Source organism: Marinobacter sp. SS13-12, from assembly GCF_030227115.1.
Classification (GTDB): domain Bacteria; phylum Pseudomonadota; class Gammaproteobacteria; order Pseudomonadales; family Oleiphilaceae; genus Marinobacter.
Window position 1 is genome coordinate 1,865,235 of record NZ_JASSUA010000001.1, and the last position, 24,804, is coordinate 1,890,038.

At 57.5% G+C, this 24,804-nt stretch carries 25 protein-coding genes; 12 read left to right on the top strand and 13 right to left on the bottom strand.

Features of this window, described 5'->3' with window-relative positions:
- Positions 1–6: 6 nt before the first annotated feature.
- Positions 7–840 carry a DUF3750 domain-containing protein gene (locus QPL94_RS08640; protein WP_285356816.1) on the bottom strand — a complete coding sequence of 278 codons (834 nt, stop codon included), beginning with the start codon at positions 838–840 and terminating at the stop codon, positions 7–9.
- A 192-nt stretch (positions 841–1,032) separates the two neighbouring features.
- Here QPL94_RS08640 and QPL94_RS08645 point away from each other — a divergent pair, with 192 nt between their 5' ends.
- The 3 genes from QPL94_RS08645 to QPL94_RS08655 all read left to right on the top strand — a co-directional run bounded on the left by QPL94_RS08645 (position 1,033) and on the right by QPL94_RS08655 (position 3,210).
- A complete protein-coding gene (locus QPL94_RS08645) occupies positions 1,033–1,248 on the top strand; it encodes a dodecin (RefSeq protein WP_137435254.1) in 216 nt (71 codons plus the stop codon).
- A 61-nt stretch (positions 1,249–1,309) separates the two neighbouring features.
- Entirely contained in the window at positions 1,310–1,858 is a 549-nt protein-coding gene (locus QPL94_RS08650; RefSeq protein WP_285356818.1) for an isochorismatase family protein, read from the top strand.
- On the top strand, positions 1,852–3,210 hold the full coding sequence (locus QPL94_RS08655) for a nicotinate phosphoribosyltransferase (RefSeq protein ID WP_285356819.1): 1,359 nt from the start codon (positions 1,852–1,854) through the stop codon (positions 3,208–3,210). Before QPL94_RS08650 ends, QPL94_RS08655 begins: the two co-directional genes overlap by 7 nt.
- A 2-nt stretch (positions 3,211–3,212) precedes the next feature.
- Here QPL94_RS08655 and QPL94_RS08660 read toward each other — a convergent pair whose 3' ends face one another.
- Entirely contained in the window at positions 3,213–3,872 is a 660-nt protein-coding gene (locus QPL94_RS08660) for a hypothetical protein (RefSeq protein ID WP_285356820.1), read from the bottom strand.
- Positions 3,873–3,914: 42 nt separating this feature from the next.
- Positions 3,915–5,084 (bottom strand): GNAT family N-acetyltransferase, encoded by a 1,170-nt coding sequence (locus tag QPL94_RS08665; RefSeq protein ID WP_285356821.1) that lies wholly within the window; start codon positions 5,082–5,084, stop codon positions 3,915–3,917.
- A gap of 202 nt (positions 5,085–5,286) precedes the next feature.
- On the opposite strand from QPL94_RS08665, the gene QPL94_RS08670 reads away from it, so the two are divergent.
- The 8 genes from QPL94_RS08670 to QPL94_RS08705 all read left to right on the top strand — a co-directional run bounded on the left by QPL94_RS08670 (position 5,287) and on the right by QPL94_RS08705 (position 13,511).
- Entirely contained in the window at positions 5,287–5,973 is a 687-nt protein-coding gene (locus QPL94_RS08670) for a response regulator transcription factor (protein ID WP_137435250.1), read from the top strand.
- Positions 5,970–7,295, top strand: a complete 1,326-nt coding sequence (locus QPL94_RS08675; RefSeq protein WP_285356822.1) for a sensor histidine kinase — start codon at positions 5,970–5,972, stop codon at positions 7,293–7,295. The genes QPL94_RS08670 and QPL94_RS08675 overlap by 4 nt, the downstream gene beginning before the upstream one ends.
- A gap of 7 nt (positions 7,296–7,302) precedes the next feature.
- The gene (locus QPL94_RS08680) at positions 7,303–7,908 is read left to right on the top strand and encodes a YigZ family protein (RefSeq protein WP_285356823.1); all 606 of its coding nucleotides are present in this window, start codon (positions 7,303–7,305) and stop codon (positions 7,906–7,908) included.
- A gap of 77 nt (positions 7,909–7,985) precedes the next feature.
- On the top strand, positions 7,986–8,510 hold the full coding sequence (locus tag QPL94_RS08685; protein ID WP_285356824.1) for a DUF4136 domain-containing protein: 525 nt from the start codon (positions 7,986–7,988) through the stop codon (positions 8,508–8,510).
- Between the two features lie 34 nt (positions 8,511–8,544).
- Positions 8,545–8,898, top strand: coding sequence for a translation initiation factor Sui1 (locus tag QPL94_RS08690; protein WP_285356825.1), 354 nt, complete (start codon positions 8,545–8,547; stop codon positions 8,896–8,898).
- 10 nt (positions 8,899–8,908) lie between these two features.
- On the top strand, positions 8,909–10,162 hold the full coding sequence (locus QPL94_RS08695) for a D-amino acid dehydrogenase (protein WP_285356826.1): 1,254 nt from the start codon (positions 8,909–8,911) through the stop codon (positions 10,160–10,162).
- Positions 10,163–10,339: 177 nt separating this feature from the next.
- Positions 10,340–12,070, top strand: coding sequence for an alkaline phosphatase D family protein (locus QPL94_RS08700; protein ID WP_285356827.1), 1,731 nt, complete (start codon positions 10,340–10,342; stop codon positions 12,068–12,070).
- A 10-nt stretch (positions 12,071–12,080) separates the two neighbouring features.
- Positions 12,081–13,511 carry an alkaline phosphatase PhoX gene (locus QPL94_RS08705; RefSeq protein ID WP_285356828.1) on the top strand — a complete coding sequence of 477 codons (1,431 nt, stop codon included), beginning with the start codon at positions 12,081–12,083 and terminating at the stop codon, positions 13,509–13,511.
- A gap of 61 nt (positions 13,512–13,572) precedes the next feature.
- On the opposite strand, the gene QPL94_RS08710 is transcribed toward QPL94_RS08705, so the two are convergent.
- From QPL94_RS08710 to QPL94_RS08755, 10 genes are all read right to left on the bottom strand, one after another.
- Positions 13,573–15,216: a fatty acid--CoA ligase gene (locus tag QPL94_RS08710; RefSeq protein ID WP_285356829.1), complete on the bottom strand. Its 1,644-nt coding sequence runs from the start codon at positions 15,214–15,216 to the stop codon at positions 13,573–13,575.
- 173 nt (positions 15,217–15,389) lie between these two features.
- The gene (gene ppnP, locus QPL94_RS08715; RefSeq protein ID WP_137435243.1) at positions 15,390–15,671 is read right to left on the bottom strand and encodes a pyrimidine/purine nucleoside phosphorylase; all 282 of its coding nucleotides are present in this window, start codon (positions 15,669–15,671) and stop codon (positions 15,390–15,392) included.
- A 96-nt stretch (positions 15,672–15,767) separates the two neighbouring features.
- Entirely contained in the window at positions 15,768–16,181 is a 414-nt protein-coding gene (gene mnhG, locus QPL94_RS08720; protein ID WP_285356830.1) for a monovalent cation/H(+) antiporter subunit G, read from the bottom strand.
- Positions 16,174–16,446, bottom strand: coding sequence for an MrpF/PhaF family protein (locus QPL94_RS08725; protein WP_137435241.1), 273 nt, complete (start codon positions 16,444–16,446; stop codon positions 16,174–16,176). Before QPL94_RS08725 ends, mnhG begins: the two co-directional genes overlap by 8 nt.
- A gap of 11 nt (positions 16,447–16,457) precedes the next feature.
- Complete coding sequence (locus QPL94_RS08730) at positions 16,458–16,931, bottom strand: Na+/H+ antiporter subunit E (RefSeq protein WP_137435240.1); 474 nt, start codon at positions 16,929–16,931, stop codon at positions 16,458–16,460.
- Positions 16,928–18,442 (bottom strand): Na+/H+ antiporter subunit D, encoded by a 1,515-nt coding sequence (locus QPL94_RS08735; protein WP_285356832.1) that lies wholly within the window; start codon positions 18,440–18,442, stop codon positions 16,928–16,930. Before QPL94_RS08735 ends, QPL94_RS08730 begins: the two co-directional genes overlap by 4 nt.
- On the bottom strand, positions 18,439–18,786 hold the full coding sequence (locus QPL94_RS08740; protein ID WP_285356834.1) for a Na+/H+ antiporter subunit C: 348 nt from the start codon (positions 18,784–18,786) through the stop codon (positions 18,439–18,441). Before QPL94_RS08740 ends, QPL94_RS08735 begins: the two co-directional genes overlap by 4 nt.
- Positions 18,787–18,832: 46 nt before the next feature.
- On the bottom strand, positions 18,833–19,258 hold the full coding sequence (locus tag QPL94_RS08745) for a Na+/H+ antiporter subunit B (protein WP_137435237.1): 426 nt from the start codon (positions 19,256–19,258) through the stop codon (positions 18,833–18,835).
- Complete coding sequence (locus QPL94_RS08750) at positions 19,255–21,561, bottom strand: putative monovalent cation/H+ antiporter subunit A (protein WP_285356836.1); 2,307 nt, start codon at positions 21,559–21,561, stop codon at positions 19,255–19,257. The genes QPL94_RS08745 and QPL94_RS08750 overlap by 4 nt, the downstream gene beginning before the upstream one ends.
- Before the next feature lie 234 nt (positions 21,562–21,795).
- A complete protein-coding gene (locus QPL94_RS08755) occupies positions 21,796–22,608 on the bottom strand; it encodes a crotonase/enoyl-CoA hydratase family protein (protein ID WP_285356838.1) in 813 nt (270 codons plus the stop codon).
- A 72-nt stretch (positions 22,609–22,680) separates the two neighbouring features.
- On the opposite strand from QPL94_RS08755, the gene QPL94_RS08760 reads away from it, so the two are divergent.
- The gene (locus tag QPL94_RS08760) at positions 22,681–24,735 is read left to right on the top strand and encodes an NADPH-dependent 2,4-dienoyl-CoA reductase (protein WP_285356839.1); all 2,055 of its coding nucleotides are present in this window, start codon (positions 22,681–22,683) and stop codon (positions 24,733–24,735) included.
- The last annotated feature ends 69 nt before the right edge of the window (positions 24,736–24,804 follow it).

A 24,804-nucleotide genomic window follows, 5' to 3' on the forward strand; every position in this document is an offset into this window, starting at 1 on the left:
ACGTATTTACAGTGTTTTTTGGGAGACTTGCCCTGCCTCGGCCGTCTTGGTGGTATCGGGTTTATTTTCTGAATTCAATGGTTCCGCCATAGGATTGGTGTTACGCAGCGCCAGCTCGCCAATACCAGGGAGTTTGATCCCGAGGCCCAGGGGATTAACCCCCAGGGTAAGCCCAAGGATGTTCAGTTCAAGCCCTTCCCGGACACCTGCAAGAACACCGAAGTAACCCCCCAGAGAAAGCTGATAACCGGTTCCGCCGGGGACTTCGGAAACAAGGCCATTGCCCAGATAATCCTTGCCGATGGCATGGCTGGGCAGGGCGACATCCATCTCCGGAATCTGGCGGATAACCCAGGCGACGAAGGTATTGCTGTTGGGGCCCGGCCATGCCTCATACGTCGTTGGATAGGGATACTCTTCAATAACACCACCAAGCTGCGCAATGATGCGCTGGGCCTGTTCCCCGCGAAAATCCGCAATCAATTCTGGTCTGGCTCCGAACCAGGCGCGGTCCGGGTGATCAGGCCTGGACTGGACCACATAGTGTCGCCACCCTGTCACCTCATGCACATAATAACTGCTGGCGCCGGCCTCCTTCGTGCTGATCCAGGTGTGCAATGAAAAATAGCCCCGCCAGTTGTAGGCGCGTGCACCATATACCTGCACCACAGCGCCTGCCTCCTGTTCGGGAGTCGGCGCCAGGCCCGCGCTGGATCGGTCCGCCGTGCGCCAGCTACCGGTGTCCTGAAAGCCGGCGCAGGCGGCCAGGAACAGTGGGCCGGCAAGTAATAGCGCCATCGTCAGGAAAACACCTATAAAACAGCGTTTGATTCTTCTCATAGTGTTCCGGGCGGAAGTAGTGGGTAACGACCAGTTTACGACACAGGCAACCTCAGAGTTCATTTGATCCGGAAAGTTCCTGCACAGAAACCTTCCGTGTGTTTGCTGGTCCCAGTTTACTGGTATAGGCTGAAATAACAGGCATTCAAATGGTTTGCCTGATACACACGGCCTTAAGAAGCAGGAGGTGTCATGTCCGACCATCATGTTTACAAGAAGGTAGAGGTAGTTGGCTCTTCGACCAAGAGTATTGAAGAGGCCATCGAAAATGCGATTGCCGAATGCAGCAAGAACCTTCGGAACATCGAGTGGTTTGAAGTACAGGAAACCCGCGGTCATGTTACTGATGGCAAAGTCGGACACTATCAGGTTGTACTTAAAATAGGCTTCCGGATAGAAGGAAGCTGACATCCGGTGATCTGAACGAACCTCTTCATCTACATCTGGTAGAACCATGGGAGGAATTGTTATGGGCACTGGACCAAATGCTTTATTGCTCGTTGATGTTCAGAATGACTTCTGTGAAGGCGGCAGCCTGGCAGTTCCGGGCAGCGGTGAGATTTTCCCGGCCATCAATCAGTGGATTCGCAAAGCGCAAGAGTCAGATTGGCCGATTCTTGCCAGCCGTGACTGGCATACCGTTGACCACATCAGCTTTGAGGATCGCGGAGGCCCCTGGCCGGTCCACTGCGTTCAGGATACCCATGGGGCTGAATTTCACCCCAAAATGAACCTCCCCGATTCCGCCATCAGAGTCAGCAAGGGGACGGCCTTTGATACCGACGCCTATTCCGCGTTTGATGGCACCCAACTGGACAGCTATCTCCGCCGGCACGGTATCCATCGTCTGTTTGTGGCCGGTCTGGCGCTCGATGTGTGCGTGGAAGCAACCGTGAAGGATGCACTCAAGCTCGGTTTTGAGGTTGAGCTCATTGCCGATGGTACTCGTGCGGTTGAGGCAGACGGAGCGCCGGCAGTCTTTGAAGAACTGAAAGAAGAGGGAGCTGACCTGTGCTGACACAACCCCCGCTTGTCAGGCAGGGCGACCTGCCACTGATGGTAGACCTGTACGAACTGGCCATGGCCCAGGCTTACTGGTCCGAGGGCATGGATGACACAGCGGTTTTCAGCCTGTTCTTTCGTGAACTCCCGGAGAACCGGAACTTCGTTCTTGCCTGTGGGCAGAGGAGCGTCGTGTCTGTTATTGAATCCCTCTGGTTTACGGGTGAACACATTGAGCGTCTGGCGTCTCTTGACCGGTTTCAGCCGGCGTTTCTGGACTGGCTGAGGGATTTCCGCTTCAGCGGCTCTGTTCATGCGGTTGCTGAAGGCACGCCCCTGTTTCCCCAGGAACCTCTGTTGGAGATTGAAGGGCCGATCGCCGAGGTTCAGCTGCTGGAAAGCCTGGTGATGAACTATGTGCACCTGGAGTCGGTACTGGCGTCCAAAGCAGTCCGGCTGGCATTCGCCGCGGAAGGGCGGCCGGTGATCGACTTTGGCATGCGCAGAACACATGGTCTGGATGCCGCGCACCGTGCGGTGAGGGCCTATCGTCTGGCCGGGCTGACGGGCACCAGCAATGTCCTGGCTGGCCTGGATTTCAATATGCCTGTTTACGGCACCATGGCCCACAGTTTTGTACAGGCGTGTGCAGGCGAACTCAATGCGTTCAAGGTGTATGCGGATCTCTATCCGGGAACAACACTTCTGGTTGACACTTACGATACACGCTCCGCAGTCAGGCGAATCATCAATTGGCTGCAGGACGACCCGAAGGTGAGCATCGGTGGTATCCGCCTGGATTCCGGGGACCTTGCTGCGGAAGCCGTGGACTGCCGGAACATGCTGGATGAGGCTGGCCTGACGGATATCAAGATAATGGCAAGTGGTGGCCTGGATGAATACCGGATTGCGGAGCTGCTTTCTTCCGGAGCACCCATTGACGGGTTCGGTGTCGGCACAGCGATTGGTGTTTCGAACGATGAGCCAGCGCTGGAACTTGCCTTCAAACTGACTGAATACGCCAGCCTTCCGCGGATGAAGAATTCTCCGGGGAAGCAGTCGTTCCCGGGGCCGAAACAGATATACCGGCGCTTGGGGCCTGACGGCTGTATCGTCCAGGACGTTGTAAGTGGCAGGGATGAAGTGTTCGACGGCACCCCGTTGTTGAAACCGGTGATGAAGCGGGGGCGGGTCATCGAGGATGCCATGGTGTCACTGGATGATCAGGTCCAGAACGCCAGCAACGCAATCGACACCCTGCCGAAGCGTATTCGCTCCCTTGCTCCCATTAGTGAAGTACCCGTCGTAATCAGTGACTTTCTGAAGGCGTTGCAGCGGGATACCCTGGAGAGGGTCAGAAGGGCCTGAGTCTACCGGAGCATCCTGTGCCGGATGTTGGTAACCAGTTGGTCCAGCATTTCCTTGGACTGACCATCATAGAGCATGCGGAATTTTTCTTTCTGTACGGCCCTTTCATGATTCGAGCTGGATGACAGAGAGTCTTTGCGCAGATCCATGTAATGGCACGCTGCCAGGTGTGCTTTTATGTGATTATCAATCAGTTGGGTAATCAGCTCGTCAATATCGCCGTGACAGAAGGGGCGAACCCGATTCAAGGTGCTGCGGGCTGTCAGCGCTGCATTGCGGGCCTCAAGCCGAAGCTCGCCAGCCTGGTCGTCCGCCTCAACGGCCCTGAGAAACATGCCCAGTTTGTCGTGCAGTGACCAGACCAGTGGCCAGATGGCTTCGTAAGCCGCCTTTTCTGCAGAGAATCTCTCACTGGAGGTGGTATCGTTACCACCTGAGGCGCCGGAGGCTTTCGGGCCGTTGAAGTGCGATACCCGCAGTTCGTCCATATCTGTCCACAGGCTGTCGACCCTCATTTTTATGGCGTCGACTCGATCGGCCAGTTTGCGCCTGGCGGTGGTGCCGGAGAAAATCGAGACGATGGCCACAACCAGTGCTGCAACAGCGATCAGGAGGATAACGTGGTTGGTGCTTAAAATGTCGAAAAGATTGTCCGGTTCCATGGCTGCCCGCTCCGTTAAATGTCAGTAATATCTTGAGGTCTGCTACTGATCCGGCTCGACTTGCCTGAAAGGCAATGCCTCCCAAGCATCCTCGGCATAGGCCATCACATGCTCGGCTTCTTCCCGGGTAAACCTGGCAATAGCCTCACGGAAACCGGGGTGAAGTATGCCGTGCCAGGAGTGAGTAATAACCGGCTCGAAGCCCCGAACCAGTTTGTGCTCTCCCTGTGCACCGGCGTCGAAGCGTGTCAGTGCCTGCTGAATGGCCAGCTCGATACCCTGATAGTAACAGGTTTCAAAATGTAGATGGTCGAATTCCTCCAGGCAGCCCCAGTAGCGGCCGTAGAGGGTATCTCCGCCCTGAACAAACAGGGCTCCTGCAATCATTTGCTCGCTTCTGGCAGCCATAATAATGTGAAGCTGCTCTGGCTGTCTTTCCCTCAACTGCTGAAAAAACTCTTTGTTCAGATAGGGTCTTTGCCCCCGCTTCAGATAGGTGGCCTGGTAAAAAACATAGAATGCCGAGATGACGTGATCGGGGATGTCCTGGCCTGAAAAATGCCGGAACGTAATGCCCTGGTCCGCGACCAATCTTCGTTCCTTGCGGATGGATTTACGTTTTCGCGACGTCAGCCTCGCGAGGAAATCATCGAATGTCCTGTAACCCCGGTTATACCAGTGGAACTGGCAGCCAAATCGGTGAAGTTCATCCGGCTTGCCCAGTAGTTCCTGGTCCCGACGTTCCGGAAACAGCAGGTGCCAGGAATGGGCACCGAGGTCGCCGGTGACAGCGTCCAGCGTCTGGTGGATGCGCTCAGGCGTCATCCACCCGCGCAGCTCTTCAGAGAACAACAGCCTCGGCCCCTGGCAAGGGGTAAAGGGAATGGCAATCAGCAGTTTGGGATAGTAGTTCATGCCGTAACGCTGATAGGCCTCGGCCCAGGCCCAGTCAAAAACGTATTCGCCCATGGAGTGGGTTTTCAGATACGCCGGTATCACGCCTGCGAGTTTGTCATCGAGGTAGATCATCAGGTGAGACGGGCCCCACCCCGTCGTAGCGGTTGTGCCCCCGGTCTCCTCCAGAGCAAGCAGAAAGTCATGGCGCAGAAACGGCGTGTCATTGCCTGCGAACCGGTTCCAGTCCTCCGGGGGGATCTCGCCAATAGATCGGGTTGCATGGATTGTCAGTTCGGGGTTACCGGGTTCTGGCATAGTCTGGGCTGCTCACGAGTTTAGCTACTACCATACGTTACAATCCGGTCCGCGATCATTGATTGAGGGTTAAATTTCTGTTGGTCAGTTGATGTGGCGGAATACAACAGCCCCATGTAAAGGTTATGCAAAGAAAAATGAGACAAAACAGGCTCCTTGCAGTGTCGTGATAGACTGCTGTCTGTAACAACGGAGGATTGCCATGCAGAACCGGGTACTGTTGGTCGAAGACGATGAGGAATTGCGGGAGCTGCTGTCACGCTATCTCTCCAATCAGGGCTTTACCGTACGCGAGGCGGCGAATGGCCAGGACGGGTTGTCACTGGCACTGGGGCAGCACTGTGATATCGTCGTGCTGGACATCATGTTGCCGGACATCAGCGGCCTGGAAGTATTACGCCAGCTGCGGGAAAAGACCCACCTTCCTGTTGTTCTGCTGACTGCCCGTGGCGACGAGACTGACCGCATCGTCGGCTTCGAAGTTGGCGCGGACGATTACATCCCCAAGCCCTGCAATCCCCGTGAACTCATCGCCCGGCTCCAGGCGCTGCTGCGACGAGTGGCCTGGGATCAGCAAGTCGGGCTGGACGAGTCCAGAACCTATGGCGATCTGAGAGTGGAACCCGTTCACCGACGGATCTACCAGAACGATGAAGCACTGGATCTCACCGCTACCGAGTATGAGGTGTTACAGGTACTGCTGGCCCATGCCGGCAGTGTGGTGAGAAAGACGGATCTGATGCAATGGGCATTGGGCCGTCGTCTGGAGGCCTATGACCGCACACTGGATATGCATATCAGCAATCTGCGAAAGAAACTGGGGAATGATGACCCGCCGCGAATCGAGACGATCCGGGGGCTGGGGTACAGCTATCGGGTGCCGGCATGACCAGGGGGCTGAGATTTCCGCTGTTCTGGCGGATATTCATTTCCATCTGGCTTGCCATGGCGCTCACCATGATTGTCGGCAACCTGGTGACCTACACGCTGAAAGATCGTGAGAGGCAGGCTATCGAGCGCCAGGCAGGTTTGCAGGAACTTGCGGTTGAGGCACTGGCCGTTCGTGAAACCCGGGGACGGGGCGATGCCTGGCGCTTTCTGAAAGAGCAGGGCAGCAAGCTGGATCTGCATCTGTTCCTCATTGAAGCAGACCACGATGATGGCAGCCTGCCGGAATCCATTCGGGAACGCATGGAATCTGTCGGTTGGTATCAGCAGCGGCCCGCCGTAATTGAAGTGGCTGAAGGCTACCGGCTCGTTGCCTGGCCGCGCCTGAATGGCGAGGCATGGCTGAGCCCCCGGGTTTTTCAGTGGCTTGAGCTTGCCCTTGCCTTCGTCATCATCACCCTGGCGTGCGTGTGGGTCGCACGCCTGGTGTCACGCCCCCTGAAGCATATGGAATCGACAGCGCGGGCCATTGCCGGAGGCGATAATTCCCTGCGTGTCAGCGAGGGTATTGCCAGCCGCCGTGACGAAGTGGGTGCCCTGGCAACAGCGTTCAATGCGATGACCGAGCAACTGTGCAACCTGCTGGATCGCCAGACCCATTTGCTACGGGATATCTCCCACGATTTACGAACGCCGCTGACACGACAGCGGATTGCCATTGAGCTGGCGAGTGAAGGCGGTGTGGATGGCGACCTGATGGCCTCTATCCTGCGCCAGAATGAGCGACTGGAAGCCATGACATCCCAGATACTGACGCTGTACCGGGTATCGGAAAAAGGTGGGGATATCGAGCGCGAAGGCGTTCAGCCGGTCAAGGTAATCAATGATGTGCTCAAGGATGCAGCCGATTACGCAGAACATCGGGGCGTTGACTGCCTGCTGACCATCAGTCCGGATTGCAGGCGTGCTTCCGTACTGGGAGACCAGGGACTGCTGCAGCGCGCGTTCGACAATATTCTGCAGAATGCACTGGATCACACCCCTCCGGGCAAGAAAGTCCATGTCGCCTTGCGCTCAGAGCCACAGCAACTGGTATTGGAGATCCGGGACGAGGGGCCGGGAGTGCCCAACGAGGTATTACCTCATCTGTTTGAGCCTTTCTATCGTGCTGACAAGTCCCGTGGTGGCAAGGGCTGGGGGCTTGGGCTTGCCATAGCCCGGGATATTGTGGCCATTCATGACGGCCAGATAGAAGCCTTTAACGCGGATCAGGGTGGTCTGGCAGTGTTGCTGCGGCTTCCCATCTTCACCGGAGCAAATTGAGCCGCCCATGTCCAAGGATTATCCGGTCCCGGCAGGCTTCCTGGAACGGGAAACAGAGGTCAAGAAGAGCCGGTTTATAGCCCGGGTTGTGCCCGTTTCGTCCCGGGATGAGGTCAAGGCCTGGCTGGAGCAGGCCCACAAAGACCATCCGGATGCCCGCCATATCTGTTGGGCCTATCAGATTGGCCGGCCGGGTGCGGCTGCGGAGGCTGCCATGAATGATGACGGCGAGCCATCGGGCACCGCCGGAAAGCCTATCCTGAGCGTCATCCAGCACAAGGATATGGGCGATGTACTGGTCATGGTCATCCGGTACTTTGGCGGTATCAAGCTGGGAGCCGGAGGCCTTGTCAGGGCCTACGCCGGCGCCACCGAGGCGGTGCTGTCTGCGGTGGACCGGGTGATCCAGCAGCCACTATCGCGGGTGATCCTTACCATGACCTTCGCCGATGAACAGCCGCTCAGGCACTGGTGTGAGCAGAACAGCGCCCAGGTAGACCAGGTGGACTACAGTGCCCGGGTCACGGCAGAGATTACCCTGCCGGTCGACCGGAATAGTGAACTCTGCGCATTTTGCGACGCCCGCGGCATAGATTACAGTTTCGAAAGCTAGGGAACGTTTACCGAAACGCCAGGCGTCTACTGTGCGTATACTGAACACAGGCAATACAGAAAGGGGCAGTTGTAATCATGAGAGTTATCCTTGTTTCCTTGTTGATGTTGGCTTTGGCCGGATGTGCCAGCAACGTTGTAACAGATTATGATTCCGGCACCGTCTTTGGTAATTACGCGTCCTGGGCATTTGCGCCAAAGGGTGAGGGTGAGAATTTTACCTCCCTCGACGGTGGCCGCATTGAGAGCGCCGTTGAGCGGGAACTCAACCGTAAGTCCATGCGCAAGGTAGAGCAGAACGAGGCAGACCTGCTCGTCGCCTGGCAGATCGTCGAGGAAGAGCGTCTTGAACGCAGCGGCGTTGGCCTTGGTTTTGGTTTTGGCAGTGGCAACTTTGGCTGGGGGCTTTCCTCGGCGCCACCGATCCGGGAAATTGAGGAAGGCAAACTGGTTGTGGAACTGGTCGACACAGACACCGACCGCGTTGTCTGGCGAGCAGCCAGCCGCCGCTACCTGAATGAAAACCAGTCGTCCGAGTCCCGGCGAGAGCTGATTGATGAAGTCGTGGCCGACATGTTTGAAAAGTATCCTCCCGGAGTGTGAAGCCGGCAGGTACCGTAGTGAATAAGAGGACGTTATGAAAAACCGTTCCGGAGGACTGGTGTTCTCCACGGAGCAGGGGCGCATGTGCCCCGGTTGTCGACACCCGGTTGACGACTGCATTTGTGGGGCGCCGTCACGCCCCGCCGGTGATGGCGTTGTGCGCGTCAGCCGTGAAACCAAGGGTCGCAAGGGCAAGGGCGTTACCCTCATCACCGGCATCCCCCTCGACGAAAAAGACCTGAAAGCCTTCGCCAAGATACTCAAGGCCCGGTGCGGAACCGGTGGTACCGTCAAGGATGGGGTGGTGGAGATTCAGGGTGACCAGCGGGATGTGCTGGTGCCGCTTTTGCAGGATAAAGGCTGGACCGTGAAAAAGGCCGGCGGCTGAGGGGGAATGAATGCACATACTGGTGCTGGGAGCCGGCGTTGTTGGTGTTACCACCGCATGGTTCCTGAGACAGCAGGGCTATGAGGTCACCGTTGTAGACCGGCAGAGTAATGCAGGTATTGAAACCAGTTATGCCAATGGCGGACAGATCTCGGTATCCCACGCCGAACCCTGGGCCAACCCCTCAGCACCGTTAAAGGTGCTCAAATGGCTGGCGCGTTCAGATGCGCCCCTGCTGTTCCGCCCGCGCATGGATCCGGCCCAGTGGCGTTGGGCTATCGCATTCCTGCGGCAGTGTACGTCCGCCAGAGCCGCCCACAATATCCGGCAGATTGTGCGTCTTGGCACCTACAGCCGGGAGTGTTTGCAGGCACTGCGAAAGGATACCGGAATCGAGTACTCTCACCTTGAGCGGGGTATCCTGCATTTTTACACCAACCCCGCAGAGTTTGAGTCGGCTCTGGAGCCCGCCCGTATCATGCGGGAGCTGGGTTGTGACCGCCAGGTGATCGATGCCGATCACGCGGTTGAGCTGGAGCCCGCGCTGGCACCGGTCAGACATCGGATTGCCGGGGCAACCTACACCTCGGAAGATGAATCCGGTGATGCCTGCCAGTTCACCCAGGCTCTGGCCAAAAAAGCACAGGACGCCGGTGTTGAATTCCTTTACCAGACGGACATTCTCGGCTTTGAGAACACGCGGGATCGTGTGCTTGGCGTGAACGTTATTCGTGCGGGCAAGCATCAGACCCTGCGCGCGGACAGTTACGTGCTCTGCCTCGGCAGCTTCAGCGCCATACTGGCCCGGAAACTGGGCCTGTTCCTGAACATCTACCCGGCGAAGGGTTATTCCATAACCGTGCCGGTAAAAAATGAAGAAGCGGCGTTCAATGTCAGCCTCACGGACGACGAGTTCAAACTGGTGTTCTCACGCCTCGGCGACCGCATTCGCGTGGCGGGAACGGCTGAACTGAGCGGCTATAGCCGGGAGCTGAATCTTACCCGCTGCCGGGCGATTGTCCGGCGAACCGCCGAACTGATGCCAGAGGCCGGCCACTGGGAGCAATCGGAGTTCTGGGCCGGGTTGCGGCCAGCAACCCCCTCCAATGTGCCTTATATCGGAAAAAGCCGTTTCGGCAACCTCTACCTGAACACCGGTCACGGTACGCTGGGCTGGACGCACTCCTGCGGTTCTGCTGCAGCGCTGACGGATATTGTGGCTGGGCGAAAGCCTGACTTGGATTTCAACTTCACAGGTCTCTAGATAGACCACCCTCACGATAACAACGGCACTTCTGAAAAAAGCAGTGGCGTTGCTTCGTTGGCCTGATCTACCAGGCTATTGTCACGATTCATTCATAAACTTTTTCCAGTCTGTTACCTCCCAAACCAACTGTGGTTGAACGGTTATCGACCCAGCCCCGATTTATTGGAGAATAGAATGGACAAGCAACGTCGTGCGGTGGTCAAGGGCCTCGCTGCTGCTTCTTTCACTGCCTTGAGCGCCTGCGGGGGCAGTTCTTCGAACCCCGCCAGCACGAATGATGAACCAGGCTCGACTACTTCGGCAGGTGATAGCCAGAGTATCCCCGGGGTCGAGTTTAACCACGGCGTTGCTTCCGGCGATCCGCTTTCAGACAGAGTCATTCTGTGGACACGGGTAACCCCGACAGAATCGCTTCCCCGGGATGTGGACACTGTCCCGGTGCGGGTTGCAGTGGCACGGGATCGCGAGATGCGGGAAAAGGTCGGTGAGTTCAGCTCTGCGACCGGCCCCGAGCAGGATTTCTGCGTGAAAATGGATGTGACGGGATTGCAGTCCGATACCTGGTATTACTACCAGTTTGCCGTCGGTCAACAGGTTTCCATGGTTGGTCGAACCCGAACCTTTCCGGCAGCGGACATGCCGGGTGAACGGGCAAGATTCGCTGTTGTGTCCTGCTCAAACTATGCATTCGGCCTGTTTTCCGTCTACAAGGCCGTAAGCGAGCAAAGCGACCTGGACTTTATCCTGCACCTGGGTGACTACATCTATGAGTACGGACCCGGTGAGTATGGCAGTTTTCCTGGCCGCGACCCTCTGCCCCCCCATGAGATACTGACACTGTCGGACTATCGGCAGCGTCACGCCCAATACAAAACCGACACCAACCTGCAGGCGGTGCACCAGCAGTTTCCAATGATCTGCGTCTGGGATGACCACGAGTCTGCCAACGACAGCTACCGCAGCGGTGCTGAGAATCATGACGAGGCGACAGAAGGCGCCTGGACCGAGCGTCGCGCGTCGGCAGTCCAGGCCTATTTCGAGTGGTTGCCGATTCGTGAGGTGGGCACCGAAAAGGGGCGGATCTGGCGGCAGTTCGAGTTTGGCGGGTTGATCGACCTTTTCATGCTGGATACCCGTCTTGAGGGGCGAGACCTGCAGGCGTCCTCTCCGTCGGATCCGGCCCGTTTCGACGAGGAGCGGCGGATCATGAGTGATGCGCAGATGAACTGGCTTGTCGGGGGGTTGTCCTCGTCCCGGGCAAGCTGGCGGATGATCGGCCAGCAGGTCATGTTTGCAGAACTGAATATTGTTCGCACCCTGGATGCCGCAGGCACCCTTGGCATGGAGGATCTGACCACATTCAACGGCCAGTTGCTGGCGCTGAACGTGGACCAGTGGGACGGTTATGTCGCAGACAGAGAAGTCATTCTGCAATCGCTTGCCGAGGAAAGCATCGATAACACAGTGTTCTTTACCGGCGATATTCACACCTCCTGGGCTAACGAAGTGTATGCGGACTCGGGCAACCTTCTGGAGAATGCCACTGTCGGCCCCCTGGCGGCCGAGTTTGTCACGCCTTCGGTAACCTCGCCGGGGTTTCCGGAAGAGTTTGCCGATATCGCTGCGGAGGCGGTTAAAGTGGCAAATCCCCACATGAAGTACGTAGAGCTCAAGTCGCCCGGTTTCATTCTCGTTGACGTGACGACGGAGCGTACCCAGGCGGAGTTCCTCTATGTCCGCAGTATTTCCAGTGCCGACCAACTGGGGGAGGTTGATCCCGCGATGACCAAGGTTGTCGGTGTCGACGATGGCAATGCCCGTATTTATGAGGATCGCCCCCGGTCCCAGCCACGAGCGGTGCGCACCGCACTGTTTCATCCGCCCGTACGCAATGCGGTCAGCTAAGGAGTCACCGATGTCCCGATCATTCTTTCCGGAAGCTAATCAGTGGAAGCGCCGTGATGTTCTACGGACGCTGTTCTTCACTGCCGGCGCGGTGGGTTCTGCGTCCTGGCTGGTCGGCTGTGGTGGCTCTGATTCCACCGCCGCTGCACCTACCCCTGGTATTGGTGACGTGCCCGATGGCGAGGAGCTTCCCGAGATTGTAGATGAACTCCTTGGACGCTTTGCCGATATCGGTCCGTTGCAGGATGCCGACATTCATGGCGTGCGATCCCCTCAAGGCTTTGCGACGCGCATTGTCGCGATCAACGGTGAGCTTCCCCAGCCTGAAGGAATGGACGCAAGCGCGCCGCAAACGGGCGGCATTGGTAACCAGCCCTGGCACATCTTTCCGGATGGTGGAGGCGTTGTGCCCCGTGAAAACGGCGGCTGGATCTACATCAGTAACAGTGAGGTTCCCGGAGCTGGCACGCTGGGGTTTACCTTCCCGGAGCTGGCGGGGCTTTCCACCGCTATTGAAGAGTTCACACCGGGGCTTGCCCAGGTGGGTACGCTGGTGTTCGATCCCGACGGCACAATTGTCGACTCCTATACAATCCTCAGCGGCACCACGTTCAATTGCGCGGGCTGCGTAACACCCTGGAATACCTGGCTGTCGTGTGAGGAGTTTCCCAACGGGCAGGTCTGGGAATGTGACCCTTACCAGCCTGGTGAAGGATTGGCGAGACCGACGCTGGGCTTTTTCTCCCATGAGGCGATTGCCATAGACCCGGGCGAGCGCATGCTGTATCTCACCGAGGATATGCCGGATGGTCGGTTCTACCGCTGGATTCCAGACCCTTCCGACTGGCCGGAGGGCAGTGACCGGGCTGCACTGCAATCGGGGCGCCTCCAGGTGCTGGCAGTGCGCGGAGAGGGCGTGGATGCAGCTCTGGACGCGCCTCAGGCGATTGAATGGCTTGACGTCCAGAATCCCCATGAGCCGCAACATGAGAATCGTCTGCCAGCTTCAACAGTGTTCGACGGAGGAGAGGGCGTCTGGTTCTTCAAGGGCATCGTCTACTTCGCCACCAAGGGTGACGACCGGATCTGGGCAGTGGATACCCTGTCACAGACCATTGAAGTCATTTATGACCGAGCCACTGCGGTTGCTCCAAACGACATTCTGTCCGGCGTGGATAACCTGTTCGTAACCACGCAGGGAGATATCCTCGTGGCAGAGGATGGTGGCGATATGCAGGTTGTGGTGATTCTGCCGGACGGCACTCTTAAGCCGCTGCTGCAGATAGTCGGGCAGGACGCTTCGGAGGTTGCTGGGATCGCTTTTTCGCCGGATGGGCGTCGGATGTACTTTACATCGGATCGTGGGGGTAGAAACGGCGTTGGCGGATTTACCAATGGGCTGGGAATGGTTTACGAGCTGATTCTGCCCAATGACCTGTGAGCATGATATGGGGTCAGATGACAATCATCTGACCCCATGGCCGGGCTTGCGCCGATGATCCCTATTTCAACTGATCCCGGATCAGCTTCTTGTTGATCTTGCCAACACTGGTTTTCGGAATATCCTCAACAAAATCAATCTGGCCGGGGATGGCCCACTTGTTGATTTCGCCGGAATCCACGAACTGCTTCAGGTGGCTCTGGATATCTTCCAGGTTGGCTTCCTCACCAGGCTTCAGCGTCACCAGGGCATGGGGGCGTTCGCCCCATTTCTCATCAGGCACGCCAACCACTGCAGCGCCGGCAACCGCCGGGTGCTGGCTGATCAGGTTTTCCAGGTCCAGGGATGACAGCCATTCACCGCCGGTCTTGATCACATCCTTGATGCGGTCCTTGATCACCAGGGTGTTGTCAGGCTCCATGCTGGCCACGTCACCGGTGTGCAGCCAGCCACCCTGCCAGAGTTCCTCGCCTTTTTCCGGCTCCTTGAAGTAGCTCTGGGTAAGCCAGGGCGCGCGGGCAACCACTTCGCCCTTGGCTTCGCCGTCGTGGGGCACCGGGTTGCCTTCCGGGTCAACAATTTCAAGGTTGACCATGGGCACTGCGATGCCGGTCTTGATGCGCTTGGACGTCTGCTGCTCAAGCGGCAGCTCCAGGTCTTCCGGCTTGAGGTGGGTTACGCTCAGCAGTGGACAGGTTTCTGACATGCCATAACCGGTGTACATGGAGATGCCCAGTCTGGCGCCGGCGTCGCACAGGCCCCGGGTAAGGGCGCTACCACCGATCAGTACATGCCAGTTGCTCAGGTCGGCGGTCTTGATGGATTCGGTGGCCATCATCATCTGCATCACTGTGGGGACACAGTGGGAGAAAGTGACCTTGTGCTCCTTGAGCAGATCCACCAGCAGCTCGGGCTCGTAGCGGCCGGGGTAAACCTGCTTGATGCCCATCATGGTAGCGGCGTAGGGCACACCCCAGGCATGAACGTGGAACATGGGGGTGACCGGCATATACACCGAGGAAGAGCGCAGCAGCGGGATCTCGTCGTAGGCGGACAGGGAGCCGGTCATGGCCAGGGTGTGCAGGACCAGCTGCCGGTGGCTGAAGAAAACCCCCTTCGGATTACCGGTGGTGCCGGTGGTGTAGAAGGTGGTGGCAATGCTGTTCTCGTCAAAATCCGGGAAGTCGAACTGGGTGTCCGCCTTGCCCAGAAGCGACTCGTATTCACCGAGGGAATTGAGTGAGGTGGACTTCGCGCTCGGCTCGTCGCTTAGCTGAATGTAGTGTTTGACGGTTTTGATCTCGTCCTTCACGCCTTCCAGGATGGGCAGGAAGTCGTCATGGACCATGACCACATCGTCTTCGGCATGGTTCATGGTGTAAACGATCTGTTCCGGCGACAGGCGCACGTTGACGGTGTGCAGGACCGCACCAATCATCGGAATGGCAAAGAAACACTCAAGGTAACGGGGCGTGTCCCAGTCCATAACGGCGATGGTGTCACCAGGTTTGACGCCGGCATCGGTCAGGGCGTTTGCCAGGCGATGGATGCGTTCAACCAGATCGGTGTAGGTGTATTTTGAACGGTTGGCGTAAACGATCTCCTGGTCAGGAGAGTACCTGGGGCCAGACATGAGCAGTTGCTTGATCAGCAGTGGATACTGATGGGCGTTGTCTGCCGGCGGCAGGATGCGGGTCTGTGCCATAACTCGATGCCTCTTTCTCAATTGTTTAATTTATAACGAGAAGAGTCCTAAATCTGACACAGTTTTACGTCAACGGAAACCTTTAACGGTTAAAAATAACGCAGAACCGGAGCCGCAGGTTTTTATTGGCCCGTGTGTCCCGTTCCGCGTTTCTCCGGAGTGATGTGCAGGTGTTATTCGTAGGTACACAGGTAAGCAGTGTCTACGTCGGTTTTTGCCTTGAAGCTGGCCTGTCCCGCTACCTCGAAAAACTCGCCGGAACCATAGGTCATCCATTCATCCATACCTGGCAGCAGTACGGTAAGTGCGCCGCTGATGACGGTCATGGTTTCTTTTTTACTGGTGCCGAATTCGTATTCGCCAGGACTGATCACGCCTACGGTGGCTGGCAGGGTGGAGGTCTGGAAGGCAATGGATTTGGCCTTTCCATCAAAATATTCATTCACGTTCAACATGAAAGCATCTCCTCATAATTGATGGGCGCACTATACGCGAAGTTGTATTGCCGCGTTGTGAAAAATCACCGCGGCAAACCTAAAAGAAGGGGACACCTAGGGGTCTTCGGGTGACTCGGGTTCGGGCGGAGGTGTCACGCTCTCGGGGCTACCCTCATAGCCGCTGCTGAGCTTGTGTGTCTCGGCGTCGTAGTTTTCCCGGAGCTCGTCCTTGACGGTACCGTCCCAGAGGGTGGTTCCGGTAAAGTACCCGGCACGCCCGATAACATGGGCGGCGATGGGTGAGGTAATCAGGATGAACACCACAATCGCAAACGCCCGGGCAAACACGATGCTGTCTGCGAAATAGAACGCCACACCGCCCATGGTGAACATGGCACCCATGGCACCGGCCTTGGTGGACGCATGCATGCGGGTGGGCAGGTCAGGCAGGCGAAGAATGCCAACGGCAGCAAGCAGCATGAATGCCGCCCCTGCGAGAAGCAGTACCGAGACGATGATTTCAATCATTCCTGCGACCTCCCCGTTCCAGGAAGCGGGCAAATCCTATGGCTGCCAGGAAGGCAGTCAGAGCGATGACGATGGCCACGTCCAGAAGGCTGGAGACTCCGGTATCGATCGCATGCACTCCGACATAACCCACCACAATGGAAGCCACCAACTCCAGGGCCACGACACGGTCTGGCAGTGAAGGCCCCCTGGTCAGGCGAATGAATGCGAACAGGAGCGCCAACGAGAGCATGAAATAGACAATGTTGATCACAAACGGAATCACGTATTGGCTCCTTAGCGCAAGATCTTCAGGATTCGGTGCTCGAGTTCCCTGAGGTCCTGCCGCAACTGTTCTTCATCCTGGAGGAACATGGCATGAATGAAAAGCACCTGACGGTCGTCCGACACGTCCAGGCTCAGGGTTCCCGGTGTCAGGGAGATCACGCTGCTCAGGAACATGATCTCGACGTCGGTATGGGCCTCAAGACGAAATGCAATCACACCGGGTCTCATATACCAGACCGGCGTGGCGACGTCATAGGCAACGCGGAAGTTGGCTTTGACCAGTTCTTTCACAAAAAACACCAGAAACGCCGCCACCCGGGGGATACGGCTTGAATAGCCCTTGAGCACGGGGACCTGCCTTTGCAGGACCATCAGCGCCAGGTAGGCAAAGAAGAAACCCGCCAGGAAGTTCATCGCCGAGAAGTTGCCACTCAGGGCCACCCAGGCCAGTGCCAGCATGATGTTCCAGAAGAATCCGATCATTGTTGCGCACCTCCCAGAACCGCTTCTATATAGAGCTCAGGGTTCATCAACTGGTCAGCCGCCATTTCCGCCAGTTCATAGATCGGCTGACCGTTAAGGCCAATATACAGGGTGCAGGCAGCAAGGCCGACGACCGGTACGTGGTAGGCCCAGTTGTGACCGGTTTTCACGTCGCCCCTCAAAAGGCTCAGGGACTTGACGTGTTCTGGCGTTTTCTTCCAGAACACCTCCGCCCAGATCTTGATCATGGAGTAGAGCGTCAGCAGGCCAACCAGCAGGGCTATGCCGGTCACAACATAGGCTTCTGCTTCCAGGCCGGCGCGGATCACAACGAATTTTGCAAAGAACCCGGACAGGGGCGGAATACCGGCCAGTGACAGGGCAGGAATCAGGAACAGCAGGGCGAGCATTGGCCGCTCTTTGTAGACGCCGCCAAGATCCTTCAGTTCGTAGCTGCCGAGCAGCCGGTAAACAATACCACTGACCAGGAACAGATTCGTCTTAACGATGATGTGGTGCATGATATAGAACACGCCGCCAATGATGGCCAGCGGGGTGAACAGGGCAAGTCCCAGAATCATGTAGCCGATCTGGCTGACGATATGGAACGACAGAATCCTGCGGAACTCGAACTGGGCCGCAGCCCCGAGAACACCTGTCAGCATGGTGAGCGCAGCGGCCCACAGCAGAATCGTGTGGGTGTACTCCACATCCTGGGTAAAGATCAGGGTGAATACCCGGTACAGGGCGTAGACACCCACCTTGGTCAGCAGCCCGGCAAACAGGGCAGAAACCGCCACCTGTGGAGTGTGATAGGAAGCTGGCAACCAGAAAAACAGTGGAAAGGCGGCCGCCTTGATGCCAAAGGACACCATGAACATCATGGATACCACCGTGACCATGCCGGGGTCTTCCAGTGTGGCCACTTTCTGGGCGATATCCGCCATGTTGAGCGTACCAACGGTTCCGTAAAGCAGGCCCACCGCTGACAGGAAAATCGCGGAAGAAAACAGGTTCAGGGTGACGTATTTGATCGCCCCTTCCATCTGCGCCCGTTCGCCCCCCAGAGTGAGCAGAGCAAAAGAGGCGAGCAGCATCACCTCAAACCAGACGAACAGGTTGAAAATGTCACCAGTCAGGAAAGAACCCGAAACCCCGGCCAGCAGCAGGTGCATCAGGGGATAATAACCGAATTTCTCATGCCCGCTGGGTGTGGACGCCAGTGAGTAGATGGCGATGGCAAGACCGATGATGCCGGTCAACACGATCATGATGGCACTGAGCAGGTCGGAGACAAACACAATGCTGAAGGGTGCTGGCCAACTGCCCATTTCCATCACCAGGAACCCCTGGTCAATGGTTGAGCGCAGCAGCCAGACACTGGCAGCGAGCAAAAGGCCAGTAGCCAGAACCGCCAGGATGCGCTGATAGCGAACCGAGCGCCACAGTGCCACGGACAGGGCGCCGGAAATCAGCGGAATAAGAATCGGGAGGACGAGTTCCAGGTTCAAGTGTCCGTATCCTTCATCTGGTCGAGGTCATCGGTTCCCACTACTTCATACGCGCGGCGTATAAGAACCACTGCGAAGGCCAGGACGCCGAAGGCGATAACGATGGCAGTCAGTATCAGTGCCTGGGGTAACGGGTCAGCAACCACACCCAGAGGCGCATCAGCACCTTCCGGAAGCAGGGGAGGCGCTCCCCTGGTCATGCCGGAGACGACAAAAATGAGAAGGTTGGCAGCGTTGCTCAGCATTATCAGGCCGATGACCAGTTTGACAATGGAGCGTCGCAGCATCATGTAAATCGCTGCCGCGAAAAGGATGCCGACGACGTAAGCCATCAGACTTTCCATAACGGCCCTCCTTTTGAAAAGATGTACTGGATTTCAATAGCCTGGTTCATTCATCCGACTCCATCAGGTTGATAACAAACGTCATGATGGTGCCAAGGACGGCCGCGTAAACGCCAATATCAAAAATCAGTGGCGTTGACAGCTTGAGGTAGCTACCGCCGGGAAGCGGCAGCTCCCACCAGTGAGCGGTCAGCATGGGCTGGCCTGCCAGAAACGCAGGAATGGTCGAGGCGATGGCGAACAACAGCCCGGCAGCCAGGAGATCCCTGGGGGCGACCCGAAGGATGCGGCGAGTGGGTTCCGAGCCAAACGCAAAGGCGTAGAGCACAAAGGCACTCGCCGCTACCAGTCCGCCAATGAAACCGCCACCGGGCTCGTCGTGGCCGCGGAGCAGCAGGAAGACGGAGAACATAAGCTGCAACGGCATGATAAACAGTGCAGCGGTGTGCAGAATCAGGGTGTTGGATTTCATGATTTGTACTGATCCTCCGCCCTCAGTTTGATCATTGAAAGCACGCCGAGGGCGGCCAGTGACAGAACGAAGATCTCGCCCAGTGTATCCAGAGCCCGGAAATCCACCAGAATGACGTTGACGATGTTACGCCCATGGCCCAGCGTCCCACTGTTCTCGACGTAGTAGCTCGAGATACTTTCGAAGTATTGAACATCCAGTGCGGCGAGAATCAGCAGTGTCATCACCACGCCAGCAAACGTAGCTACCGCAAGGTCGCGGTATCGTTCGAACGGCGAGGACAGGTTGACGAATTCCGGCAGCTTGAACAGCACCAGCACCAGAAGGATGACGGTCAGCGTTTCCACCAGCAGTTGGGTAATGCCCAGGTCAGGCGCGCTGAACAGTATAAAGGTGAGGGCAACGCCGAAGCCAAGTACACCCATCGAAGCCACCGAGCCCAGGCGGGAGTGGGTGGTGCTGGCAAAAGTGGCAGCGGCAACGAGCAGCAGAGCAATGCCCCACTCATAGAAGTAACTGTCAGTCAGATCCAGGGTCAGATTGATGCCATGGTGGGTCAGCAGGGTGTACCCGGTGAGGCCGAAGGTCACCGCTACCAGCAGCAGCAGGTACAAACCGAGCACTCCGTTCTGCAATACCCGGGTCTGCCAGGCAGCAACAATGGTGATGCCTTCCATAAAGCGGAAGTACCCCGCCTCCGGGCCAAACCGGGCGGCGGAGGTATTGATGGCATAAATCGATGGCTGCAGCCGGTTCCAGCCGGTCAGCAGGCTCAGGCCCAGTGCCAGGCTTCCGATGGATAATATCAGTGGCACGTTGACGCCGTGCCAGAGCGCCAGATGGGTTTCTACCGAAGCACCATAGACGCTGCCTACGGCAGACTGTAGCAGCGCTCCCTCGGGAAGGAACGGAGCGAGGCCGAATATCAGGGCAGTCACTGACAGTACCGCAGGGCCAATCAGCATACCGAAGGGCGCCTCGTGAGGGGTTTTCGGTGTATTGCCGACCTGACCGAAGAAAGGCTTGATGGCCACCAGGCCCGCAACGCCGACAATCAGCACCGCAGCAGCAACGGCTACCGTGGTCAGACCGGCGGACCAGAGCGGGGAGTCCAGCAATGACTCAAACAGCAGTTCCTTGGCGATAAACCCGAACAGGGGTGGCAGGCCCGCCAGGGACAACGCTGCCAGGCATGCGATCACCGCGGTTACCGGCATGGCCTTTTTCAGGCCGCCCATGCGGGTGATGTCCTTGGTGCCGGTTTCGTGATCCAGGGCGCCAGCGATCATGAACAGCGCCCCTTTGTACAGCGAATGCGCCACCAGGAAACAGATAAAGGCAGTCAGGGCGAGTTCGGTGCCCACGCCAATCAGCATCGTGAGGGTACCAAGGGCCATGATGGTGGAGTAGGCGAGGACTTTCTTGATACCGGTACTGCAGAAGGCCAGGTAGGCACCGGTAAACATGGTGGCGGCACCGAACAGCATCAATGCCTGACTCCAGAGTTCGCCCTCCCCCAGAGAGGGATTCAGGCGGGCCATCAGGTATACGCCGGCTTTCACCATGGTAGCGGAGTGCAGGAAGGCGGAAACCGGCGTGGGTGCCGCCATGGCGTTGGGCAGCCAGAAGTGGAACGGCACCTGGGCGGATTTGGTAAAGCATCCCGCAAGGATGCAGATGACCGCCCCTGTGTAGAAGACGTGTTCATGGAGGGCCAGGTCCGACGCAAGGATTTCAGCCAAGGAGTAACTGCCAGTCATGATCGACAGAAGAATCAGCCCCGCCATCAGTACGAGGCCGCCGCCGGCGGTGACAAACAGGCCCTGAAGCGCACATTTTCGGGCCTCCATGTCTTCATGGTTGAAGCCGATCAGCATGTAGGAGGTGATACTGGTGAGTTCCCAGAACACGAACAGCGAAACCAGGTTGTCAGAAAGCACCAGTCCCAGCATGGAGGCCATGAAGGACAACATGATCACGAAGAAACGTGCCAGGTATTTATGGCCAGCGAGGTAGGCGCCGGCATAAATCAGGATAAACGTGCCGATGCCGCTGATCATCAGGGCAAACACCAGGGAAAGGCCGTCAACCAGAAAGTTCAGGTTGATGCCCAGGCCCGGTATCCAGGCATATTCCAGAACCAGCGAACCATTGGCCTGGATTTCCGGAATCAGGCTGGCGAAATAGGCAGTCAGGCTGGCGGGCAGTATCGCGAGCGTCCAGCCGATGTACCTGCCCGTTACCCGGTGTAGCGCCGGTGCCACTATTGCCAGCAGAAATCCTGATAACACAGCCAGTAGCATGTTGAGATTGCGCTCCAGTCAGGCCCGTTAAAGTCGGCTGGATCGCTCCGGGGCTGGAGACGGATCCACAGGGAATGTTGACTACTACCCTGTATTCAGACGCCTGAGAGCCTATCCGACACCTTGATTAAAGGCAAGACAGGTTGCAGGCCGCCTGACTACAAGACTAGACACCTCCATACGGTTTTGCAGAGCTGTCGGACCAGTGAGAAACCACGCTATCACCAATAGCGGTCAGAAATCACGGCGGTCCTGGTACGGTTTGTCCGGAGAGCCGGAGTTCCGTGCTAGCGCAACACGCTGATTGGCACGGCCCAGCACCTTCTTCTGCAATTTCGTTTCCCAGTCCAGCGCTACTTTGTCAGTGGCGCTCCAACTCCGGTTGAACAGCAGCTTGCTGGCGGCGACAGCGTCCGGGGAGCGATTCGCCAATTCGCGGGTAAAGGCCAGGGCCTCAGCCATCGGATCGTTGCTCACCCGGCTGACCAGGCCCATGGCTTTTGCCTCGGTACCGTTGAAGCGCCGGGCTGTCATGGTCAGTTCCTTGGCCAGGTCAATGGGGATCAGTTCGCGAAGGGATACGGTCAGGCTCATGTCCGGGATCAGGCCCCACTTGCTTTCCATAATGGAAAACTCGCAGTCGTCAGTGGAAAACCGGAAATCGGCCCCCAGCGCCACCTGGAAGCCGCCGCCAAAACAATAACCATGGGTGACGGCAATGACCGGCGCGGGCACATCCCGCCATAAATAGCCTACATCCTGGGCAAGGTTACTGATCTTGCGGCCCGGCTTTATCAGCAGCTTGAGAAAATTTACCGGGTTCTTCGACACGGTTTTTACATCCAGCCCGGAACAGAAGGCCTCTCCTGCACCTCTCAGAATAATGGCGCGCACACTGCGGTCTTTCTTCAGGGTCTTGGCCGCCCGGGTAATGGCTTCGAACATGGGCATGTCCAGGCCGTTATATTTTTCCGGCCGGTTGAGGGTGACAGTCGCAATGCCATCCTCAATATCGATCAGTACCCGTTCAGAATCGCTTGTGCTCATATCGTCGGTTCCGTGTCATACATTAGTCGTAGGGCGCTATGCTACCATGTTGCCTCCCGAAGGAGAGACTACATGACTGCAGCCTACCCGAACCTGCTCAAGCCCCTTGACCTGGGCTTCACCGAATTGAAAAACCGCGTGCTTATGGGCTCCATGCACACGGGTCTGGAAGACCGTTTCTGGAACATCCACAAACTTGCCCGTTATTTTGCCGAACGTGCGGAAGGCGGCGTTGGGCTCATGGTCACCGGTGGCTTCTCTCCCAACTTTGTGGGCCAGCTTTCGCCCCTGGCGTCCACCATGAACCATCGCGGTACCGCCTTGCTTCATCGCCATGTCACCAACGAAGTTCACGATGCCGGTGGCAAGATCTGCCTGCAGTTGCTGCATGCCGGCCGTTACGGGTACCAGCCCTTCAGCGTGTCAGCTTCTGCCACCAAGGCGCCGATCACGCCCTTCAAGGCACGGGCCCTGTCTACCAAAGGCGTGGACAAACAGATCAATGATTTTGTCGATGCCGCCAAACTGGCAAAGCTCGCGCGGTACGATGGCGTCGAGGTAATGGGCTCGGAAGGCTATTTTATCAATCAGTTTCTGTGCGAGCGCACCAACAAGCGCACTGACAAATGGGGCGGCCCCTTTGAGAACCGTATGCAGTTGCCGGTGGAGATCGTCCGCCGGATGCGGGAAGCGGTCGGCCCGGAGTTCATCATTATCTACCGCCTGTCGATGCTGGACCTGGTGGAAGGCGGGCAGACCTGGGAGCAGGTCGTTCAACTGGGGAAGGCCATCGAAAAAGCTGGTGCCACGATTATCAACACTGGCATCGGCTGGCACGAAGCCCGGGTGCCAACGATTGTGACTTCCGTGCCCAGGGGCGGCTTTGCCGACGTCACCGCCAAGTTCTACGGCGAAGTGGATATCCCGGTGTGCACCACCAACCGCATCAACACCCCGGAGAAAGGTGAAGAAATCCTTGCCGCCGGCAAGGCGGATATGGTGTCCATGGCGCGGCCGCTGCTGGCGGATTCGGAGTTTGTTCGCAAGGCCGAGCAGAACCGCAGCGATGAAATCAATACCTGCATTGCCTGCAATCAGGCCTGTCTGGACCACGTGTTCCAGCTCAAGCGAGCGTCCTGCCTGGTGAACCCCCGCGCCTGCCACGAGACCGAACTGGTGCTCACGGTGGCGCCGGTCAGCCGCCGTATTGCTGTAGTGGGCGCCGGGCCCGCAGGCTTGGCTGCAGCCACCACCGCCGCCAAACGAGGGCACAAAGTGACGTTGTTTGAAGCGGATGACAAGATTGGCGGCCAGTTCAACTATGCCAAGCGCATCCCCGGCAAGGAAGAATTCTACGAGACACTACGGTACTACCAGCGCCAGATTGAAATCCTCGGCATTGAGCTCAGGCTCAATACCCGCGTTGACTCGAACTCGCTCAGTGAAGCCGGATTTGACGACGTCATCATCGCCACGGGCGTGAAACCACGAACACCGAAGATTGACGGTATCGATCATCCGAAAGTGCTGGGTTACCTCGACGTGCTTCGTCACAACAAGCCCGTTGGCAAATCAGTGGCGGTGATTGGCGCCGGGGGTATCGGCTTCGATGTCAGTGAGTTCCTCACCCACGAATCCGGCCATCACCCCGAGGGCGAGCAGGTCAGCGTTGCCGATTGGCAGGCGGAATGGGGCGTTGACCCGCAATTTGAAGGGCCGGGTGGGCTGGCGGAACGCAAGCCAGCATCGTCACCGCGCAAGATCTACCTGATGCAACGCAAGAGCAGCAAGGTAGGTGGCGGCCTGGGCAAGACGTCCGGTTGGGTTCACCGCAACAGCCTCAAGCACCGGGACGTGGAAATGCTCCGGGGCTGCAGCTACGAAAAGGTTGACGATGAGGGCCTGCACATCACGTTATCAGACAAAGATGGCAAGGTTACGGAGAGTAAGGTGCTGGCGGTGGATAATGTCATCATTTGCGCAGGTCAGGAGCCGTTCCGTGCCCTGTTTGATGATCTGGTAAACCGGGGAATTCAGACGCATCTGATTGGTGGCGCTGATGTGGCTGAAGAGCTGGACGCGAAGCGGGCCATCCGCCAGGGGACAGAAGTGGCTGCCCGGATTTGACCGTATGGACAATTTTGGTCACAAAGTGAGCGCCTTTATCACTCCGGCGTTAGTGGCAGTCAGGTACCG